Annotated in this window: 13 protein-coding genes; 4 read left to right on the plus strand and 9 right to left on the minus strand. The window is 62.4% G+C overall.

Annotation, left to right across the window (positions count from 1 at the left end):
• The first annotated feature begins 184 nt into the window (after window positions 1-184).
• Complete coding sequence (locus tag GNZ13_RS45945) at window positions 185-1873, plus strand: phospholipase D-like domain-containing protein (RefSeq protein ID WP_172177469.1); 1689 nt, start codon at window positions 185-187, stop codon at window positions 1871-1873.
• Window positions 1874-2148: 275 nt separating this feature from the next.
• Here the strand turns inward: GNZ13_RS45945 and GNZ13_RS54040 are convergent, their stop codons facing one another.
• Window positions 2149-2859 carry a hypothetical protein gene (locus GNZ13_RS54040; protein WP_172177471.1) on the minus strand — a complete coding sequence of 237 codons (711 nt, stop codon included), beginning with the start codon at window positions 2857-2859 and terminating at the stop codon, window positions 2149-2151.
• 188 nt (window positions 2860-3047) lie between these two features.
• Between GNZ13_RS54040 and GNZ13_RS45955 the strand changes: the two genes are divergently transcribed.
• Window positions 3048-3677 carry a LysE family translocator gene (locus GNZ13_RS45955; RefSeq protein ID WP_172177473.1) on the plus strand — a complete coding sequence of 210 codons (630 nt, stop codon included), beginning with the start codon at window positions 3048-3050 and terminating at the stop codon, window positions 3675-3677.
• Window positions 3678-3689: 12 nt separating this feature from the next.
• On the opposite strand, the gene GNZ13_RS45960 is transcribed toward GNZ13_RS45955, so the two are convergent.
• A complete protein-coding gene (locus tag GNZ13_RS45960) occupies window positions 3690-5105 on the minus strand; it encodes an aminotransferase-like domain-containing protein (protein WP_172177475.1) in 1416 nt (471 codons plus the stop codon).
• A gap of 157 nt (window positions 5106-5262) precedes the next feature.
• Here GNZ13_RS45960 and GNZ13_RS45965 point away from each other — a divergent pair, with 157 nt between their 5' ends.
• Entirely contained in the window at window positions 5263-6591 is a 1329-nt protein-coding gene (locus GNZ13_RS45965; RefSeq protein ID WP_172177477.1) for an aspartate aminotransferase family protein, read from the plus strand.
• A gap of 160 nt (window positions 6592-6751) precedes the next feature.
• Window positions 6752-7003 carry a hypothetical protein gene (locus GNZ13_RS45970; RefSeq protein ID WP_115776711.1) on the plus strand — a complete coding sequence of 84 codons (252 nt, stop codon included), beginning with the start codon at window positions 6752-6754 and terminating at the stop codon, window positions 7001-7003.
• Between the two features lie 851 nt (window positions 7004-7854).
• On the opposite strand, the gene GNZ13_RS45975 is transcribed toward GNZ13_RS45970, so the two are convergent.
• The 7 genes from GNZ13_RS45975 to GNZ13_RS46005 form a co-directional block, all read right to left on the minus strand.
• A complete protein-coding gene (locus tag GNZ13_RS45975; protein WP_172177479.1) occupies window positions 7855-9063 on the minus strand; it encodes an ABC transporter substrate-binding protein in 1209 nt (402 codons plus the stop codon).
• A 227-nt stretch (window positions 9064-9290) separates the two neighbouring features.
• Window positions 9291-12902, minus strand: coding sequence for a molybdopterin cofactor-binding domain-containing protein (locus tag GNZ13_RS45980; RefSeq protein WP_172177481.1), 3612 nt, complete (start codon window positions 12900-12902; stop codon window positions 9291-9293).
• Window positions 12899-13405: a (2Fe-2S)-binding protein gene (locus GNZ13_RS45985; RefSeq protein ID WP_172177483.1), complete on the minus strand. Its 507-nt coding sequence runs from the start codon at window positions 13403-13405 to the stop codon at window positions 12899-12901. Before GNZ13_RS45985 ends, GNZ13_RS45980 begins: the two co-directional genes overlap by 4 nt.
• 31 nt (window positions 13406-13436) lie before the next feature.
• Window positions 13437-14636 (minus strand): amidohydrolase family protein, encoded by a 1200-nt coding sequence (locus GNZ13_RS45990; protein ID WP_172177485.1) that lies wholly within the window; start codon window positions 14634-14636, stop codon window positions 13437-13439.
• Window positions 14637-14749: 113 nt separating this feature from the next.
• Window positions 14750-15463 (minus strand): ABC transporter ATP-binding protein, encoded by a 714-nt coding sequence (locus GNZ13_RS45995; RefSeq protein ID WP_172177487.1) that lies wholly within the window; start codon window positions 15461-15463, stop codon window positions 14750-14752.
• Window positions 15460-16269, minus strand: a complete 810-nt coding sequence (locus tag GNZ13_RS46000; protein WP_172177489.1) for an ABC transporter ATP-binding protein — start codon at window positions 16267-16269, stop codon at window positions 15460-15462. The genes GNZ13_RS45995 and GNZ13_RS46000 overlap by 4 nt, the downstream gene beginning before the upstream one ends.
• Window positions 16266-18206, minus strand: coding sequence for an ABC transporter permease (locus GNZ13_RS46005; protein WP_172177491.1), 1941 nt, complete (start codon window positions 18204-18206; stop codon window positions 16266-16268). The genes GNZ13_RS46000 and GNZ13_RS46005 overlap by 4 nt, the downstream gene beginning before the upstream one ends.
• Between the last annotated feature and the right edge of the window lie 16 nt (window positions 18207-18222).

Genomic DNA, 18222 nt, shown 5'->3' on the forward strand with positions numbered 1-18222 from the left:
CTTCGCCGCGTCAAGGGTCCCGCTGGCGCCAGGCTTTGGCCTGCCCTTGACCCGATACGCGCTCCCGCACGTGAGGCGCAGAAGGAAGCTGACCGATGATCCGTGACCCAGTTCGCGAAAGGCCTTGACAACTTACTGCTCATAGAAGGCATGAGCCATTCCGTCCTCACCAGGGAGACATGTCATGCTGACCGCTTGCGCTGGAATTGTGCCGCAATCCGCTGCCGCACCTTACGCCGACGATGGCAGCGCCGCGCAGCCGCAAACCCCTCAGACCAGCCCTGACCTCGCGCCAATCGACATCCGGGCCATGCTCGACACGCACGCCGAATCGTTCCGGCACGCGGGCGTGCTGTCCGTGCGCAGCGGCTTGCAATGGCCGGCATCTGGACGCGCTGCCACGCGTGCCATCGTCGTGACCGTCATGGCGGACAAGCTGGCCACGCTGCAAGCCGCGCTGCCCAAGCAGATCGACGGCGTACCCGTCGATGTACGCGCGGCAGACGCGATGGAATCGATGCAAGCGCTCGACCCTTCACGATATTGCGCACTGGCGGAAGCCCGCCACGAACTGCGGCAGCCCTATTTCGCGGACCAGGTGTTCTTCGACAAACAAGGCAACCCACTTGCGAGTCCGCCTGCACCGCTCATCGCATTCGCTGCCGCCAGCACGCGCAAACAAGAGATTCCGTACACGCCGGCGCCCGGCGCGAGTCTCGATTCGGTGACGGAGCAGGTCTCTTTGGTACTGCATGCGAGTCCCGATGCCGGGTGGGCGGAGCTATCGAAATTCATCGCCGGCGTTCGCGAAGAACTGGTGGTCGGCATGTATGACTTCACCTCCGCGCACATTCTCACCACAGTTGAGGCCGCGCTTGCCGACGGCAAAAAGCTGACGCTCACGCTCGACCATCCCGCGAAGAATCCCACGGCCGATCAGACCGACGAGCAAACGCAGACCGATCTCTCGACCCGGCTCGGCGAGCGCTTCGCCGGCACGTGGGCACTCACCAATGCCGACCCGAAGGCACCCGTCTGGATCTATCCGAACGCGTATCACATCAAGGTCGCCGTGCGCGAAGACGATACTTTCTGGCTCTCTTCGGGCAACTGGAACAACAGCAATCAGCCGGAGATCGACCTGTCGGACGTGGCGGCCGCGCGCAAGCTCGCCGAGACACATGATCGCGACTGGCATGTGATCGTCACGAGCAAGGCGTTGGCGAGCACGTTCCGCGCATTCCTGCAGCACGACTATACGGTCTCTCACAACGCGATTCTTGAGGCTAAGGCACAGCGCATGACTGTTCCGGGAGCCGGAGCCGCTGCTCTCGACGTTCCGATCGAAGCGTTTGCTGCCGGCAAGGCTCCGCACCAGTTCTTCGCGCCGAAGACCTTGACTGACACTGTGACGATCCAGCCGCTACTCACACCCGATAACTATCAGCCTCATGTTTTGGCGCTCATCGAGTCCACGCAGCAGCACTTTTACATGCAGACTCAATATATCCATCCGAGCGGACGCCCTGACGATGCAGAACATGACGCACTGATTGCGGCGCTGAAGGCGCTCATCGATCGCGGACTCGACGTGCGTCTGATCACCAGCCAGTTTCAGAATGACGCGTGGGTCGAGAAGCTGATCGCGGCGGGTGTGCCGTCGTCCGTGCTGCGCCGGCAGGCGAACGTTCACAACAAGGGTATCGTTGTCGACGGAAATGTCGTTCTGGTCAGCAGTCAGAACTGGTCGGCGGACGGCACGCTGCGCAATCGCGATGCGGGCCTGATCATTCATAGCGCCGATGCCGCGGCTTATTTCGAGCAGATTTTCCTGCACGACTGGAATTATCTGGCTTCGCCGGTGGGGAGCTGAGGGAACTCTCGAAGCGTCTGGCCAGTTCTGAAAACCGGCTCTGCGAAACGGACGTGACACAACGTGGCAGCAGTCACGCCACGAAACGGATTCGTCAGGCAACCCGCGGCCCGACGTAATTTGACCGTCACCTTCCAGCAATATGGCGATGTAATGATGATGCTTCGTACCCGCCCTAGCGGCTCGAGAACTTGCAGCCGGATGCGCTGCAGTCCGACACCGCCCGGGCGGGCACGAATTGATTCAAACCTTGCATCGAACCATGATGCCGGGGTTTAGCCATTCGCTGGACGCCCCGTCTTCACCGTCTCGAGCGACGACACTGCGGCAAGCAGGCGCTGCGGCGCTGCCGACTCCAGCATCATCAACCCTGCTCGCAACAGCTCGCTCTTCTTGACCGATACGCCGGCGTCGAGGCACTTCTGCTTGAGAGAAGCAATCTTGTCGTAGTCCGATTTCGGCATCGTGAAGCTGTCGCGCACGACTTTCTCTTTCTTCGGCTGCTTGGCTTTCTTTGCTTCGGGAGCGCTGACCGGCGCGGCTTCGGCAGTTGCCGAACGCTTCGCTTTGGCTGCCTTCTTGACAGCAGGCGCTGCTTCCGTGGTTGCTGAGCGCTTCGCTTTGGCCGCTTTCTCGACGACAGGGGCCGCTTCCGCAGCTGCCGAGCGCTTCGCTTTGGCAGCTTTCTTGGCGGCGGGCTTCGCTTCCGCAGTCGCCGCGCGCTTCGCTTTGGCTGGTTTCTCAGCGGTGGGCTTCGCTTCCGCGGTCGCCGCACGCTTCACTTTTTTGGCTGCTTTCTTGACGGCAGGCGTTGCTTCCGCGGCGGCCGCGCGCTTCGCTTTGGACGCCTTTTCGACGACAGGCGCCGCTTCTGCCGGCTGTTCCGGCGCGACTGCGGGCTCGGCGCCATTTACCCCGTGCTTGGACGAGCTCTTAGGGAAATGGAACGCCTTCTTGGTGTGCTCTTTAGTGACGGGTGTTGTCATGTGGTTCTCCGCGTTGATAACTGTATAAACAGTATATACCGTTTATTTCGCTATCGAAGCCTCGGTTCCGATGCGAACCTCAACCCGTCACCTGTACCGGACAGCATCCCACAAACCGTACAGGTACTGTACCGGAATGGTTCGCTAGAATGCTCCAAAGGTCCTATTGGCCGCCACCGGAGCCACCCATGTCCTACCTCAGCCTCAGCCTTAGCGCGCTGCCCGCCGGCATTCTGTTCGCGCTCGTCACGACCATCACGCCTGGTCCGAACAACACGATGTTGCTGGCCTCGGGCGTCAACTTCGGCTTTCGCCGCACACTGCCGCATGTTTCCGGCATCAGCGCCGGGGTCGTGCTGTTGATGTTGTCGGTTGGGATTGGTCTGGGCGAAGCCTTCGTGCACTTTCCCGTGCTGTACACGGTGCTCGAAGTCGCGAGCGTCGCGTACCTGCTGTATCTCGCGTGGAAAATCGGCACGTCGGGCGAGCTGAAGGTCAAGAAAGGCGATCGCCGGCCCATGAAGTTTTATGAAGCCATCGCGTTCCAGTGGGTCAATCCGAAAGCATGGATGATGGTGCTGACCGCCGCCACGACGATCCACCTGAGCGAGAGCTACAGCATGAACGCCATCGCGATGGCGGTGATCTTCTACGTGATCGGTTTTCCGTGCATCTGCCTGTGGGCCGGTTTCGGCACTGCGATGCGGCGCGTGCTGTCGGATCCAAAGCGGCTGCGCATTTTCAATGTGGCGATGGCGCTGCTGCTGGTGCTCTCGCTGTATCCGATCGTGCTGAAGCTGCTCGGCCAGTCCACTTAAGGTTGAGCACAGCTAGATCGCGCCCTGCCCGACTCGCTCGATGAAGCGCCACAACGCGTCGTCGGTCGAGTACGGGGCGTTGAAACGGAACCAGGCGCTCGGGGCATCGTCGGGACGGAAGTAGGAGCCGGGCGCGAGCCAGATGCCATGCGCGAGCGCGGCGGTCGCCACTTCCCCCGCGCGCTCCGCTTCGATCGGCAGCTGCGCCCACAGGAACAGGCCGGCTCGCGGCCGGTGAAACAGTTCGAGGCCGAGTGAATCGAGCCGCTCTTCGACGGTCGCATGCGCGAGCTTGAGCCGCTCGTTCACGGCTTCGACGTGACGCGCATAGCGCCCTTCGAGCAACACCTTGTCGACGATCCGCTCGATCGCTTCCGACGAGGTCAATCCCACCGCCATTTTCGTGCGCGCCAGCTCGCGCAACACCGCCCGCTCGGCGACCACATAGCCGCAGCGCAGCCCCGGCGTCACCGTCTTCGAAAAACCGCCAACGTAGAGCACACGCTGCAAGCCTTCCATTGCGGCGAACAATGGCGCGCCGGGCGGCGCCAGTTCGCGGCTGACATCGTCTTCGATCACCCACATGCGCTGACGCTCGGCGATCTGCAACAGACGGAACGCCGCCGACATGCCGAAGGTCGCGCCGGTCGGATTCTGCAGCGTGGTGTTGACGAAAATCGCCTTCGGATTGTGCTGCGCGACCAGCGCTTCGAGTACGTCGGTATCGACGCCGGCCGGGGTGCGCGGCACCCCATGCACCACCAGCCCCGCCAGCTTGAGAATTTGCAGCAGATTGCAATAACCCGGATCTTCGACGATCACGGCGTCGCCGGCGCGTAGCAGCGTGCGGACGATCAAATCCAGCCCTTGCGTCGCGCCCTGGGTGAGCAGCACGTTGGAGACGTCGACCGGCAACCCGCGCCGGTCGAGTTGCTCGGCGATCCGCTCGCGCAGCGGCGCGAAGCCGTACGGATGCCCGTAGTCGCCGAGCCGCGCCGCCGGCACCCGGCTCATCGCACGCAGCGCATGCTGCAGACCCGTCTCGTTGATCCACTCGTTCGGCAGCCAGCCGCCGCCCGCCTTGATCGGCACCGAATGGTCGGCGAACACATCGGACAGCAGCCAGGTCGCGGTCAGGCTCGGCGGTTGCCAATCGGTCGGGGCGGCCCGCGCGGACTGCAAGCGCGCCGCCACGCGGTAACCGGACCCGCGCCGCGCCACCACGAGGCCCATCGAAACAAGACGGTTGTACGCTTCGGTGACGGTGAAGGTGCTCAGCTCGTGGCTTTGCGCCAACTGCCGCACCGACGGCAACAGCGCGCCGGCGCGCAGCGACTGCGCCTCGATGGCGCGCGCGAAGCCCTGCACGACCTGCTCGACGAGCGTGGGAGCGGCGCGCCGGTCGCGCTCAAGTTGTAGTTCGATCATGATCGGGAGTGAGGAGTCGACACAGTTATCGCAATTCCACCAACACAGTTAGCGCCACACTGCGTCAACTGTTTATGCCGCCATTAAACCGCGAACGCTACAGTTTTGGCTACGCCCCGAAGGAAGTCCCCTTGGGGGACCACTTCGAGGAAAAACCATGACTTCGCGCCCCGTCATCGACGACCTGTCGTCTTTCTGGATGCCCTTTACCGCCAACCGCCAGTTCAAGGCCGCGCCGCGCCTGCTGGAATCGGCCAAGGGTATGTACTACCGCACCACGGACGGGCGTGAAGTGCTCGACGGCTGCGCCGGCCTCTGGTGCGTGAACGCCGGCCACGGCCGCGACGAAATTGTCGCTGCGATCACCCAGCAACTGTCGACGCTCGATTTCGCGCCCACCTTCCAGATGGGCCACCCGCTGGCATTCGAAGCGGCCACGAAAGTCGCCGAACTGATGCCGGACGGCCTCGACCGGATCTTCTTCACGAACTCCGGCTCGGAATCGGTCGACACCGCCCTGAAAATCGCGCTGGCGTACCACCGTTCGCGTGGCGAAGGCCAGCGCACACGTCTGATCGGCCGCGAGCGCGGCTATCACGGCGTGGGCTTCGGCGGCATTTCGGTCGGCGGCATCGCGCCGAACCGCAAGACGTTCTCCGGCGCGCTACTGCCGGCGGTCGACCACCTGCCGCACACGCATAACCTTGAACACAACGCGTTTTCGAAAGGCCAACCCGCCTGGGGCGCCCATCTCGCCGACGAACTCGAGCGCATCGTCACGCTGCACGACGCGTCGACCATCGCCGCCGTGATCGTCGAACCCGTGGCCGGCTCGACGGGCGTGCTGATTCCGCCGCAAGGCTATCTGCAGAAGCTGCGCGAAATCTGCACGAAGCACGGCATCCTGCTGATTTTCGACGAAGTGATTACCGGTTTCGGCCGTGTCGGCAAGGCGACGGCGAGCGAATACTTCGGCGTGACGCCGGACCTGATCACGATGGCCAAGGCGATCAACAACGCCGCGATCCCGATGGGCGCGGTGGCCGCGAGCCGCACGATCCACGACACGATCGTCAACAGCGGCGCACAGGGCGCGATCGAGCTGTTCCATGGCTACACGTATTCGGCCCACCCGGCTGCGGCCGCTGCCGCAGTTGCGACGCTCGACCTGTATCGCCGCGAAGGCCTGTTCGAGCGCGCGGCGACAATGGCGCCGAAGTTCGAAGCCGCTGCTCACTCGTTGCGCGGTGCGAAGCATGTGAAGGACGTTCGCAACCTCGGCATGATCGCGGGCGTCGAACTCGAGTCGCGCGACGGCGCGCCGGGCGCGCGTGCTTACGAAGCCTTCGTGAAGTGCTTCGAGGCGGGCGTGCTGGTGCGCTTCACCGGCGATATCCTCGCGTTCTCGCCGCCGCTCATCATCGACGAAGAGCAGATCGCGCACATCTTCAAGACGGTGGGCGACGTGTTGGCGACGGTGCAGTAAGACTGCAGGCGAGATGCGGCGCGCGTGGGGTGCGCGCGCCGTATTGTTGCGACGCAGCGGAGCTTCAGGAAATTGCCTTGTAGTGCTCGCGCCTGCCGTCTGGACGGCGTATGGTAATGGCAAGGGTTGGCGCCGTGGTCCGGCCCGACGGGAGACGGCCATGAAGATACCTACCGTTCGCGCGGGCGCGCATATCGAAGGCGTGCATTGGATTGCCGAGTACGCTGAAGACGTTCACGAGATTCGCGTGTTTCGCGAAGGCCAGGAAGTGGATGTGCATAATGCGCCGTCCACGTTGTTTGGCGATGAGGAAAATTCGGGGTCGAAGAGTACCGCTGATCATCGGGCTGTGGAAGCCGCTGTGCTGGCTTATTTGAGGCGGTTTGTGATTGAGCATGATGCGGAGGAGTAATGTTTTTTTTGCCTGCGCGGCGCTTTTTGTCTGTGCTTTTATGGCGTTGGCCTTTCCTTGATTTGCTATTGGTCTATTAGTGTCGCCCCTGTGCGGGGCAGGCACTTACTTTCTTTGCCGCCGCAAAGAAAGATAAGCAAAGAAAGCGGCTCGAACCCCCTGCTAAGCGGGTCCCTCGCGCAGTTGCGGTAGTGGTGCATCTAGAATCCGTGTTCTCGCACACTCCGCGCTAGTGACAAGGCAATCATGCTTCCCGCCTCGCACTATGTGCTCGCCGGAAGGGTTCACCATGCAAACCAATGGCTTCGTTTAGTCATGGTGGGGGCCATCGGCTTCGCCTCGGCGATGCGCTGCAAATACCGGATGGCTTGGGGTGTGCCGCTGGGCGCATCAAGCAGCTAGCTGTCGCTAGCACCCCCTAACGCCTGAAGCAGTTATTGGTCTAATGAAGCAGCAGCGAGCGCACCGATAGCGGGTGAGTTGCCGAATAGTCGCGGCGTGTCGGCAGCGGCGCGCGGTTTGACGAAGTACTACCGAACATCGGCAACAGCGTACGGTTTGATGAAGTACCGTGTCGGCGCGCGCAGCGCCGCCGGAAGTATGACTGCCTTGTCACTCACGCTGAATGTGCGAGAACACAGATTCCAGATGCACCACTACCGCGACTGTGCGAGGAACCCGCTTAGCAGGGGTTTTTAGCCGCTTTCTCTTGCCTACTTGTCTTTGCGGCGGCAAAGAGAAGTAGGTGCCCGCCCCGCACAGGGGCGACGCTAATAAACCAATATCAATTCAAGGAAAGGCCAACACCGCAGGCATACAGGCGAACAAGCGCCGCGCAAGCAAAAACAACCTTAGTCAGCAGGCCTCAACTTCTTAACATCCGCATCCGACGGCTCCACACTAGCGCCGTCAATATACCGATAGGAAGTCATCACACCCTTGCCGTCCTTGAGACCGGTGACACCGACAAAAGCCCCCATCGTCGACTGATTGTCCTGCGCCCGATAAGTAATCGGCCCGAAGGGCGTATCTACCCCAAGTCCCTTGAACGCCGCAGCCAGCTTATCCGAATCAGTAGAACCGGCCTTCTTGATCCCCGCCGCGATCGACATCAACGCCGAATACCCCACCACCGACCCCAGCCTCGGATAATCGTGGTACTTCGCCTGATACGCATCCACAAACTTCTTGTTCGCCGCCGTATCGATCGAATACCACGGGTAACCCGTCACGATCCAGCCAGTCGGCGCCTCCGCACCCAACGGGTCGAGATAGTCTGGCTCACCCGTCAGCAACGACACCACACTGCGATCCTTAAACAACCCACGCGTATTGCCCTCGCGCACAAACTTGCCAAGATCGGCGCCAAACAGCACGTTGAAAATCGCATCCGGCTTCGCATCGGCAATCGCCTGCGACACCGCGCCTGCATCGACATTACCCAGCGGCGTCGCCTGCTCGGCGACAAACTCCACATCAGGCTGCGCCGCCGTCATCAGCTTCTTGAACGTCGCCACCGCCGATTGCCCGTACTCGTAGTTCGGATACACCAGCGCCCAGCGTTTCTTTTTCAGCTTCACCGCCTCGGGCACCAGCATCGCCACCTGCATATACGTCGAAGGACGCAACCGGTACGTGTATTTATTGCCGTCGGCCCAAACAATCTTGTCAGTCAACGGCTCGGCCGCCAGGAAGAAAATCTTCTTCTGCTTCGCGAAGTCGGTCAGCGCGAGACCCGTGTTCGACAGGAAACCGCCGAACAGCAATTGCACCTGCTCACGCGCAATCAACTCCTGCGCGACGCGGATCGTGTCGCCCGGATTGCCGTTGTCGTCGCGCGACACCACTTCGAGCTGTTTGCCGAGTACGCCGCCCGCCGCGTTCACCTGTTCGAGCGCGAGATTCCAGCCGTTCTTGTAAGGACCGAGAAAGGCAGGCTGCGCCTTGTAGCTGTTGATTTCGCCGATCTTGATGGTCTGCTGGGCGCTCGCGCCGAAGGCCGCGAGCGATAGAACCGTTGAAACCGTGAGGCGAGAGATCCATCCTGCGCGCGTGGTCATGCGTTTCTCCGTTATCAAAAGGATTGCGGGAATGCGGTCGTTCTTATCAAGCGTTCAAGCGTCTCGCGATTCGTTCGGCGAGCCGTGTTGCGAGCCGTGTCACGAGTTGTGCTGCAAGTGGTGTTGCGAGTTGTGTTGCAAGCCCTGTTGCGCGTTGTGCTGCAATCGGTGCTGCAAGTGAAGCTGCGAGTGAAGCTGCAAACCGTGCAGCAATACGTCTGGCAATTTCACTCCGCCCGCGGTGTCGCGCGGATTCTGGCGACGCTCGCCGTGACGTCCTGCCATGCCGGCTTGCCGCCGGCGAATTGCTGACGCAGGTATGACACAAGTTCGGCGACCTGGGCATCGTTGAAACTGTCGCGGTAAGCCGGCATCGTACCGAGTTCGGGGCGCGCAGGCGAGCCGATACCATCGAGAATCACACGAATCAGATTATCAGGCGTCGTGCTGTGCAGATTCGTGTTAAGCGCCAGCGAAGGATGCGCACCAAACAATTCCGGCCCGCTGCCAGTGTGATGACAGGCTGCACACGCGCCGTCGAAGAGACGTGCACCGAGCCCTGTCGTCGTACCCGCTATCGTGCTGGCCTGCTCGTATTGACGCGCCATCGCCACAGGATCTGCGTTGGCCTCCAGGGGATTCAAAGACGCCAGATACGTGGCCATCGCGCGAATATCGCTGTCGGGCAGCGCAGCCAGATCGCTGACGACCGGTGCCATCGGCCCGGCCGCGACGCCATGCAGCGGCGCGTGACCGTAGCGCATATAGCTGAACAGTTCGTCTTCGCTCCAGGGCACGGGTGCGTTTGAAAGCGTCGACAGCGCGGGCGCCTCCCACCCTTCCGCCATGCCGCCGCCCATGAATGCGGTGCCGGCTTTCTCGGCGCCGAATGCATTGCGCGGGGTATGGCACGCACTGCAATGGCCGAGGCCGTTCACGAGATACGCCCCGCGATTCCATTGCGCACTTTGCGTCGCGCTGGCGGTAAACGTATTGCGGCCAAGGAAGAGCCCGTTCCATGCAGCCATCAACGGACGCACGCTGAACGGATACGCGAGCTTCGTTTCCGGCGGACGGGAGCGCACTGGCGTTTGCGTCATCAGGTACGCGTAGAGCGCCTTCAGATCGTCGTCGGACGTGTTTTTGAACGACGTGTAGGGGAACACGGGATACAGACGATGCCCGTCGCGGCTGATACCTTGCCGCATCGCCCGCATGAATGCGTCGAGCGACCATGTGCCGATGCCCGTCAGTCCATCGGGCGTGATGTTGGTGCTGTAGACGGTGCCGAACGGCGTATCGAGCGGTTTGCCGCCCGCGTTCGGCACGCCGTTGTGCGCGGTATGGCAAACCGCGCAATTGCCCAGCGACGCAAGCAGTTTGCCGCGCGCCACCAATTCCGGCGCGAACGCGCTCGCTAGCGGTGGCGTAATCGGCGCAATCGCTTGCGGCGACATAGCCAGTGCGCCCAGCCAACCGGCCGCGCCCGCGGCGATTGCGCCGAGAAAACCGAACCGCCAGCGCTTCTTTTTGCGCGCAGCCGCCTCTTCCGCTTGCGCATCGGCGAGCGCGGCGCGAATCGTCTCGGGCGTGAACGGCGGCCTGCGAAAACGTACACCGGTCGCATCATACAGCGCGTTGGCGATCGCGGCGGCACCGGGCAGCGACGCCGATTCGCCTGTGCCCATCGGCGGCTCGCCGTGGCGCGGCATCATCACCACGTCGATCACCGGCACTTCACGGAACGTCAGGATCGGATACGCGCCCCACTCCTGACTCGTCACCGCGTTCTCGCCGAACGTCACGCGTTCTTTCAGCGCGCGGCTGGTGGCCTGGATCACATTGCCGTGTATCTGATGACGTACGCCGTCAGGATTCACCATGGTGCCGGTGTCCTGTCCGACCACCACGCGCGTCACGGCAAGCTCGCCGCTCTTGCGATTGACTTCGACGTCGGCGACCCACGCGGACCATGCGGCCCCGAAGCCGGGGAATTTGCTGTGCACGTATCGGGCGTAAGCGAAGCCTCTACCGCGCGCTATGTCACCATCTTCCTGAGCATCTTTCAAAGCGCTGGTACGAGGTTGCCAGCCGGCTTTCTCAGCCACTGCTTTGACGAGATCGATCGCACGCGGATCAGTGAGATGTTTCAGCCGAAACTCAACGGGATCGACGCCCGCTTCCGTTGCAAGTTCGTCGATGAAAGACTCATGCGCGAATGTGTTCGGCAAGGCGGACACGCCTCTTAGCCAGGATGCGCGCACGATCGGCGGCGTGTCGTCGCAGACAATGCGCATGGTCCGATAGTCGTACGGCGGCACGGACGTGCGGTCGCCCATTTCGAATACTTGCGGCTGTGCGGAGATCGTTCCGCTGAGCAGCAGCGCTAAAGTAGGGGCGTCGTTCGATGGATAGCGCGTCGCGAAATCGTATGCCGCGAGCTCGCCTTCTGCGCTTAAAGCGCCGCGCACGTCCATCAATTGCGCAGCGCCTTTGGGCTCCCATGCATGCTCGTCTTCGCGCGATAGTTGCACGCGCACCGGACTGCCGCTTGCGCGCGATAGCAGCGCGGCGTCGGCGGCGACATCGTCCGCGCAATTGCGGCCATAGCAACCCGCCGCGTCCATGCGCACGATTTCGATGTGCGCTTCATCCAGCGCCATCAACAAGGCGAGATCGGCACGCAACGAATGGGGATTCTGCGTGCCCGACCAGACTTTCAGCTTCGCATCCCGGTAGTCAGCCACCGCGCACGAGGGTCCAATCGACGCATGCATCTGAAACGGCCATACGTAGGTGCGTTCCAGCGTTCGAGCAGGGTCTTGCGCGAGGGCTGCGTCGATATCGCCCTCGATCACCAGATCGCGTCGTTTAGCCGGATTTGCTCTGAGCGCAGCTTCCACTTCCTCGCTGGTTTCGAGCGGCGGCAAACCCTCAACTGCTTTCCACTGCACGTTCAACCGCTTCACCGCCTGCTGCGCGATCTCTTCGCGCTCAGCAACGATGCCAACGAAATCGCGGATCACCACGACCTTGACGATGCCGGGCAAGTCACCGATAGAATTTTCATCAACATGCAGCAGGCTATTGCCAATGAACTCGCCCTGCGCGACACCCGCATAAGGCGGCCGTACGACGCGGCCGTGCAGCATGCCCGGCACGCGCACGTCGTGCACGAAACTCAATTCGCCCGTGGCCTTCGCGGGGATATCGACACGCGGCGAGCTCTTGCCGACGATCTTGTACGTGTCGGGCGATTTCAGAGGCGCATCGGTGGCGAGCGTTAATTCGATGCGCCGTCCGGTAATCAATTCGCCGTAAATCAAGCCTTTTGCAGTATCGTCGTCACGCTGAACGACCACACCGTCGCGCACGTCGAGTTGCTCTGCACTTAAGTTCAAACGCACCGCCGCTTCCGCCAGCAGAAACTGCCGCGCCTGCGCCGCCGCGTGCCGCAACGGCACGGCCGAAATCTGAATCGTGGCGCTCGCAATCGTGGGACCCTGATTCGGCGCTTCGTTCGTGTGTCCAAGCACGATCGATACACGCGTCAACGGCACGTCGAGTTCTTCCGCGACGATCTGCGCGAGCGCCGTGCCGATGCCGGTACCGAGATCGACGTGTCCGTTGAACGCGACCACCGTGCCGTCGTCGCGCACCACGAGAAACATGTCCGCTTCCGTCGGCATGAACGAGGACCGCGACCCTGGCTGCCCAACCGCGGCTCGCACCGGCGCTTGCGGCGGCCGCGTGACGATCAGCACATTCTGCGCGTCGTAGAGTTGCTGCCGCGACGGCGGCGCGGCCCGGCGATCGACGCTGAGATCCGGCCCGGTCATGCGCGCGCTCCCTGATCCAACACCGATTGCGCGGCGAGCAATTCAGCCGCGCGCTGCACCGCGCGCACGATCTCGACATGCGTGCCGCACCGGCAGAGGTTGCGCGATAATTCCCGCCGAATCGTCTCGACACTCGGATGCGGATCGCGATCGAGCAACGCTTTGGCGGTCATGATCATGCCGTTCAGGCAATAGCCGCACTGCGCGGCCTGTTCTTCGATAAAGGCCTGCTGCACCGGATGCAGCGCGGCACGCGTGCCCAGTCCTTCGAGCGTGGTGATCTCACGCCCCAATGCAACCTTCGCGGTCGTCACGCATGAACGCGTCGGCATGCCGTCGAGCAATACCGTACACGCACCGCATTCGCCGAGGCCGCAGCCGAATTTTGGACCGTTCAACGCGAGGTCGTTACGCAGCAGATAGAGCAGTGGCGTGTCGGCAGCGGCGCTGACAAGATGCGTCGCGCCGTTGACGTGCAGCGCAAGTGGCGCCGGGCGGTTCATGACAATGCCGGCCACGCCGTGCGGCGCGCGTTCACAGCACCACCGGCACTTCGGTCGCCGGTGGTGTATTGCGGCTGCGCCGGCAGCGGATCAAACCGTCGATCATCACCATGCCGACGCCGGGAATATCGCCGAGCTGCACGCTTTCCAGCAGGGTATCGGCGGCCGTGTGCTGCGCACGGTCCATGAAGACGAAGTCGGCAGGACGGCCTACTTCGATCAGACCCTGGCGCAAATTGCGTTGCCGCGCGGTGTTGCCGGTCGCGAAGCAGAAGGCGATCTCAGCGGGGATGTCGGCGAGGCTGGAGATCAGCGCGATCATCCGTAAAATGCCGAGCGGTTGCACGCCGGAACCCGCCGGGCTATCGGTGCCGAGAATGATCCGATGCGGACACTTCAATTCGATCGCATGACGTGCGGTGAGCAAGGCGATCCGCTCATTGCCGTTGTGAACGATCTCCAGCGCGCGGCTCGATTGCTCGCACAGATCGCATACGTGCCGATAGGAAAGCGACGTATGGCCGCCGTTGATGTGGCCGATCACGTCAGCGTCGGCGGCGAGCACCACGTCTCTATCGATCAGACCCGAGCCGGGAATCGACGGGCCGCCCGTGTGAATCGTGCTTTGAATGCCGTACTTGCGTGCCCACGCGACCATCTGCCCCGCTTCCTCGCCGCCTTTCACGCTGCCGAGACCCACTTCGCCGAGCAGCTTCACGCCCGCTTCCGAGAGCTCCTTGAAGTCTTCCTCGACCATGCCCTTCTCGATCACCGGCGCACCCGCCATGACTTTCACGCCGCCACCGACACCCGCGCCACGCATCCCTTCGAACGAGCGTTGAGCTGTAATAGCAAGCGCCTTTACGCCGATCACGTCTTTCGGACGACCAGGCAAATGCACTTCGCCGGCGGAGATCATCGTCGTCACGCCGCCGTTCAGATTCGATTCGATCCAGCCCATCTGATTCTGCCGCGGCGTCCAGTCGCCGAACACCGGATGCACGTGCGAATCGATCAGGCCCGGGGCGACCGTGGTGCCCTTGCAGTCGACGGTAGTCCGCGCACCTTCGAGGTCGCAATCCGCCTCCTTGCCGATCGCGAAGATCACGCCGTCGTCGATCACCAGCGTGTCAGCGTCGAGAATCGGCTGGTCGATGTCGCCGGATAACAGCAGACCGATGTTCGTTACGGCGACCTTGCCCGACAAGCCTGTCAACGTCTCTGCTGCCATCTGCCTCTCCTTTTGCAACGGTTTGCAACGGTTTGCAACGGTTTGCAACGGTTCGCAACGACTGCCCGGCGCCGCGTGTGTGCGTACCCTGCACGCCTCGTGCGCCGACGGAATCACACACTCAGATAAGCGCGCCTCACTGTTTCGTTCTTTGCGAGTTCGCCGATCGTGCCGCTAAAGCGGATCTGTCCTTTCTCGAGGACGTACGCGCGGTCGCTGACCAGCTCGGCGAAATGCAGGTTCTGTTCGGACAACAGAATCGAGAGCCCTTCGCGCTTGAGTTCGAGAATCATGTTCGCCATCTGCTCGACGATCACGGGCGCGACGCCCTCGGACGGTTCGTCGAGCAGCACCAGATACGGATTGCCCATCAGCGTGCGTGAGACGGTGAGCATTTGCTGCTCGCCGCCGCTCATCTGGCCGCCTGGGCGTTTCGGCATTTCGCCGAGATTGGGGAACAGGCGGAACAGCTTTTCCGGCGTCCATTGCGGCGCGCCTTCGCGCGGCGGTTGACGGCCGGTGTCGAGGTTTTCCATCACCGTCAGATCGGAGAACACGCGGCGGTCTTCGGGGACGAAACCCATGCCCATGCGTGCGATCCGATACGGCTGCAACGCCGTGATGTTTTGTCCGCGAAAACGCACTTCGCCCTGACGGCGCGGCAGCAACCCCATCACTGCTTTCATCGTCGTCGATTTGCCGGCGCCGTTGCGGCCCATCAGCGCGACCACTTCGCCGCGGCCGACTTCGAGGCCCACGTCGAACAGAATATGCGCGCGGCCATAGAACGCATTGAGGCCGGAGACTTTCAGCATCGGTTCGCTCATTGCAGCGCCCCTTGTCCTTGATGGCCGCCGGCCGCTTCGTGCAGCGGAGCGCGTGGCTGGAAGGTCTTGCCGGTGCCGAAATAGACTTCCTGCACGCGTGCGTCGTTGCGGATCGTTTCGGCGTCGCCCTCGGCGATCAGCTTGCCACGTGCGAGCACGATCATGCGATCGGCGTACGCGAATACAACGTCCATGCTGTGCTCGGTAAAGAGCACACCGATCTTGTGCTCGGTGACGAGACGCTTGGTCAGCGCCATCAGCGCGTTGCGCTCCTTTGGCGCCATGCCGGCAGTGGGCTCGTCCATCAGCAGCAACTTCGGCCGGTTTGCCAGCGCGATAGCGAGTTCTACGCGTTTGACGTCACCGTAGGCGAGCACGCCGCAGGCGCGGTTCGCGTCTGCGCCCATGCCGACTTGTTCGAGCAGCGTCATGGCTTCATCGGCATAGCGCGAGCCCGCAGGTTTCCACAGACCGAATGTCTTGCGTTCACGCGACACCAGGGCCATCTGCACGTTCTCGAGTACGGTCATCGAATTGAAGGTCGCGGCAATCTGAAACGTGCGGCCGACGCCCAGCCGCCAGATATCGCGTGGCCGCATGCCGACCAGTTCATGATCGTCGAGACGAATCGAGCCGGACGACGGCTGCAGTTGCCCGTTGACCATGTTGAAGCAGGTCGACTTGCCCGCGCCATTCGGACCCAGCAGGGCGAGCAGTTGACCGGCTTCAAGATCGAAGGAAACATCGTCGACCGCTTTCAGACCGCCGAACGACTTGGAGAGGCCGGACACGCGCAGCAAGCTCATAGCCCCTCCTTGATCGCCGTACTCCGTGATGGCGATGAGGCACGCTCTTCCGCCTTATCCACCGTATCGTCGCCAAAACGCTCACGAATGAAACCGACGATACCCTGCGGAAACGCGATCACCAGCAGCAGGATCGTGAAGCCCAGCAGCGCCTGCCAATAGTCGGTTTGCCTCGCGACGGTGTCCTGCAGCCACGTGAATACAGCGGCGCCGACGATCGGGCCAGTCAACGTCTGCAAGCCGCCCAGCAGCACCATCACGAGGCCATCCACCGAGCGGCTCACGCTGATCACCTCGGGTGAAATCGTCCCCTTGGAGAAGGCATAAAGCGATCCGGCGAGCCCGCAAAACAGCGACGCGACGACGAACGCCGCCCACTGCACGCGTTTCACGTCGATGCCGATCGCCTCGGCGCGCAGCACCGAATCGCGCGACGCCCGCATTGCATAGCCAAGCGGCGAGAACAGCATCTTGCGCAGCAGCCACACACCGATCACAGCGCAGACGAGCGTCAGATAGTAAAAAGCCACCGGCGACGACAACCAGTTCGACGGCCACAAGCCGAGAATGCCGTTACTGCCGCCCGTCACGTCGTCCCACTGGAACACGACCGACCAGACGATCTGCGCGAACGCGAGCGTCAGCATCGCGAGATAGACGCCTGAGAGGCGCACGCAAAACCAGCCGAACACGAGCGCGCCTGCCACTGCGAGCAAAGGCCCGAGCAGCAACGCGGCTTCCATCGGCAAATTGAGGACCTTGAGAAACAACGCGGCGCCGTAGGCGCCCAGGCCGAAGTACGCGGCGTGGCCGAACGAATGCATGCCGCCGGGGCCCATGATGAAATGCAGACTCGTTGCGAACAACACGGCGATCAGGATTTCAACCAGCAGCACAGGCATGTAGGGAAACGCATTGGCCGCAAGCGGCGCGAGTATCAGCACCAACAAAGCGATTGCCGCCAACCACTTCAGGCGTTTGCCCGCGGGCCTCAATGGCGCTTCAGGCGCAGCCATGCCACGCACCGCGGCGCTCGCCTTCCCTAGCAAGCCCCAAGGCCGCACCACCAGCACCACCGCCATCACGACAAATTCCGCAACGAGCGTAAAGCGGCTCAACGACAGATCGATACCGAACACCGATACATGCCCGATGCCGATACAGAGCGCCTTGATCTCGGCGATCAGCAGTGCCGCGACGAACGCGCCAGGAATCGACCCCATGCCGCCGACCACCACGACGACGAACGCATTGCCGATGGTCTCCAGATCCAGCGACAGATTCGCCGACATCCGCGGACCTTGCAGCGCACCGCCCAAACCAGCGAGAAACGCGCCGACGAAAAACACGCCGGTGAACAGCCACGCCTGATTGATACCGAGCGCGCCGAGCATCTCGCGATCCTGCGTCGCGGCGCGCACCAGCGTGCCCCAGCGGGTACGCGTCAACGCATACCAGAGCAGCAGCAACACCACCGGCCCGATCACGATCAGCGCAATATCGTAGGTCGGCAGCGGATGACCGAGAAAATCGACCGCGCCCGCCAGATGCGGCGCACGCGGTCCGAACAGGTCTTCCGGGCCCCACAGCCACAGCGCGGCGTCGCGAAAGATCAGCACCAGCGCGAATGTCGCCAGCAGGTGAAACAACTCGGGCGCGTGGTAGATGCGCCGTAACACGATCATTTCGACCAGCGCGCCGAGCACCGCAACCACCAGCGCGGCAGCCAGTACCGATAGCCAGAACCCACCCGCCGTATGGCCGAAACGGCTCGCGATGCTGTACGCGACATAGATGCCGAACATATAGAACGAGCCATGCGCGAAGTTGACGATGCGCGTCACGCCGAAGATCAACGACAAACCAGCGGCGACGAGAAACAGCGTCGACGCGTCGGCAAGTCCGTTGACCAGCTGTACCAGCAAATTCGAAAGCATCGCGACCCTTAAAATA

It is taken from the genome of Paraburkholderia elongata, assembly GCF_013177735.1.
In the GTDB taxonomy this organism is placed as follows: Bacteria; Pseudomonadota; Gammaproteobacteria; order Burkholderiales; family Burkholderiaceae; genus Paraburkholderia; species Paraburkholderia elongata.

Coding starts and splice junctions, on each gene's coding strand:
- GNZ13_RS46000 (WP_172177489.1), bottom strand. CDS start 16,269: ATGAGCTTGCTGCGCGTGTCCGGCCTCTCCAAGTCGTTCGGCGGTCTG.
- GNZ13_RS46005 (WP_172177491.1), bottom strand. CDS start 18,206: ATGCTTTCGAATTTGCTGGTACAGCTGGTCAACGGACTTGCCGACGCG.
- GNZ13_RS45960 (WP_172177475.1), bottom strand. CDS start 5,105: ATGATCGAACTACAACTTGAGCGCGACCGGCGCGCCGCTCCCACGCTC.
- GNZ13_RS45945 (WP_172177469.1), top strand. CDS start 185: ATGCTGACCGCTTGCGCTGGAATTGTGCCGCAATCCGCTGCCGCACCT.
- GNZ13_RS45985 (WP_172177483.1), bottom strand. CDS start 13,405: ATGAACCGCCCGGCGCCACTTGCGCTGCACGTCAACGGCGCGACGCAT.
- GNZ13_RS45975 (WP_172177479.1), bottom strand. CDS start 9,063: ATGACCACGCGCGCAGGATGGATCTCTCGCCTCACGGTTTCAACGGTT.
- GNZ13_RS45965 (WP_172177477.1), top strand. CDS start 5,263: ATGACTTCGCGCCCCGTCATCGACGACCTGTCGTCTTTCTGGATGCCC.
- GNZ13_RS45970 (WP_115776711.1), top strand. CDS start 6,752: ATGAAGATACCTACCGTTCGCGCGGGCGCGCATATCGAAGGCGTGCAT.
- GNZ13_RS45980 (WP_172177481.1), bottom strand. CDS start 12,902: ATGACCGGGCCGGATCTCAGCGTCGATCGCCGGGCCGCGCCGCCGTCG.
- GNZ13_RS45955 (WP_172177473.1), top strand. CDS start 3,048: ATGTCCTACCTCAGCCTCAGCCTTAGCGCGCTGCCCGCCGGCATTCTG.
- GNZ13_RS45990 (WP_172177485.1), bottom strand. CDS start 14,636: ATGGCAGCAGAGACGTTGACAGGCTTGTCGGGCAAGGTCGCCGTAACG.
- GNZ13_RS45995 (WP_172177487.1), bottom strand. CDS start 15,463: ATGAGCGAACCGATGCTGAAAGTCTCCGGCCTCAATGCGTTCTATGGC.
- GNZ13_RS54040 (WP_172177471.1), bottom strand. CDS start 2,859: ATGACAACACCCGTCACTAAAGAGCACACCAAGAAGGCGTTCCATTTC.